The following is a 2312-nucleotide window of genomic DNA, read 5'->3' on the forward strand; positions in this document are numbered from 1 at the left end:
ACAACGAGCAGCATCCGCACAGCGCTTTGAAATACCGTTCGCCGAGGGAGTTCAGGCGCTTGGCAGTCGGATTAATTTAACGGGGAGTTGGTGTCCGGTTTTGTAGGGGCGAGTCCAATCGGCGGGTGGACGACCAACAGGTTTGAGATCTGCGACACCCTCCAAGATCGCTTCGATTCAGACAGACACAAGTCTCCAAGACCGGCTTCACCACCATGCGATGTGAAGCACTAACCTGCTAGTCGGGGCTTTCAGGTATGCAGCGAAGCTGGATCTAGTACCAAAGCAGATTGATAACGACTACTATTCCTCCCTAGCAGTAATAGCCACATGAAATCAGATATTACTAAATTCCAAACACTGAGTGTAGCTTAGCAAAACGGAGGTTGCAGCATGAACATTTACGGCTCCGATGATAAAAAAAAGGTTTTCAAATTAACCTTTGACGACTTTGGGGAAAACTTTTTAAGCGCGGTTATCCTTAGCAAATTAGAGATGGACTCCGACCAAGAAACTACAGAGATCGAGGTAGAATTAAGCGATATTTTTTACCTCGATATAAACCCGCCCCAGCATGAAAAATATGAAATTTCGGTACCATCTAAGAGTGCCACAGCCTCAGATATAGAAAACCTTTTTCATATGATGCTTGGAATGGAAAAGCCAGTACAAAAATTCAACACAGTAAGCTATGAGGATCATTTTGGCTCTTGGTTCACACGCACACTTGGCTATCTAAAAAATGGTGACTCGTGCGGAACCAAGCCGGTAATTGACTCATTCGAAAAAATTGGCATCGATCATACCGGAACACCTAAATTCAAAGTATCAATAACAAAAGCCAATTTTATCAAAAATTTCAAAGACAACATTTTGAGCCAGGTTTACTTCGGCGAAGAATCCTACTCCAAGCTAATTAAATCCATTGCCTTCTCTATACCTGCCATATCTGCTAGCAAACAGCTTGGATACCTGCGGACATTTCTTGAAAAAAGATCAGAATTAACAGGTGAAACAAAATTCAGCTTCCTCCTAAGTCAATTCAACTTCCGAAAGGCAATGATGCAACTCGATCTACCGAGCGGTAGCGCAATGATGCCCTCTCCCCTTACATCAGGTTCTGGCACCAAGGCCGCTCTGCCACTGCTTCTCGCCGTACAAGGTGAACTTGATATTCAGCAAATAAGAATACAATCTTCCGCCAATAACCTTCAAGACATTGACATTCAATTCTCCATACACAAACCGGCAGTCAATAATATATTTGGCGCAAACTACTGCTCGCTACCTCACGAAACTCGCGAACGCATGAGCACAGTAGAAATCGTTAACTATGAAAAAATCTCGAAAGTCTTGCAACAAAATTACTGCTTTCACGGAAACCCACAGTTAGAAAAAGATTTTATTCAATTCTCCACCTGGGCACTTAAGCAGGTATCACATTGTATCGAGGAGCCATCTTACCTGAAGAGTAAAGCAATTGCCTGGAGACGTGATAATGAAGAAAAAGGGTATAAAAACATGGAGGATGATTTCTTCCTTCCATTTCTCTACGAAAAATTACGCGACCGATTCGACGACAAAGTGCAGAAAAAACCTGAAAGATTTGGCGGAAATGTAGATATCCTTTTCGGGCAGGTACCAATTGAGCTCAAGGTTAGAAAAGGCCACAAAGGAGCCTTGATAGACAAAATCGTCGACGAGTCCTACAAACCGGCTAGCCAGGCGGCAGCATACGCGGCAATTACACGCCTGGGTTGCGTTCTAGCCCTTGACGTACCCACGAGCGAGCCTAAAGTTACAAATATAACGGCATGCATTAAGATTGTTACTAAGAAATTTGAGGAAGCCGACCTGCCTACCTCCATCGTTGTATTTATATTTCAGTGCAACACCCCAAAGCCCAGCAGCGCCGTCTAAATATCTCATACAAAAAATCTCTGCTTGTTGAATGTAGACTGCGCTAGCCGCCTGCATTTCACGAAAGCGAAAAAACCCCAACTCAACTACGTAGTAGCGGGACGAAAATTCATCGTCCCGCTAAACACACTTTCTTATAAGTGAGCCAACCTGAAGTTTGTTTCATCCGAGCCATACTGAGCCTTCCACTTCTTCAGCAGTGTGGAGTTGCCACCTTGGGTCTCGATGATTTCCTCATTGTGCTTTTTTGTACTGCTTGACCTGGCAAGCACGCCGGCTGTCTTTTCTGCTGCCTGGGGATTCCATGACCATCCGGACACCCATTCCACCGACATCCGGACACTGATTCCACGCTGATCCGGACACTCATTCCACAAGCATCCGGACACCGA

Annotated in this window: 1 protein-coding gene and 1 pseudogene; one reads left to right on the forward strand and one right to left on the reverse strand. The window is 44.8% G+C overall.

From position 1 onward, the window contains the following. Nucleotides 1-393 precede the first annotated feature (393 nt). Nucleotides 394-1920, forward strand: coding sequence for a hypothetical protein (locus tag KDX37_RS28980; RefSeq protein WP_231656605.1), 1527 nt, complete (start codon nt 394-396; stop codon nt 1918-1920). Nucleotides 1921-2054: 134 nt separating this feature from the next. Here the strand turns inward: KDX37_RS28980 and KDX37_RS29965 are convergent. Further along, nucleotides 2055-2312 (reverse strand): annotated as a pseudogene (locus tag KDX37_RS29965) (hypothetical protein); the annotation flags it as partial.

This window comes from Pseudomonas californiensis, from assembly GCF_021147775.1.
Taxonomy (GTDB): Bacteria; Pseudomonadota; Gammaproteobacteria; order Pseudomonadales; family Pseudomonadaceae; genus Aquipseudomonas; species Aquipseudomonas californiensis.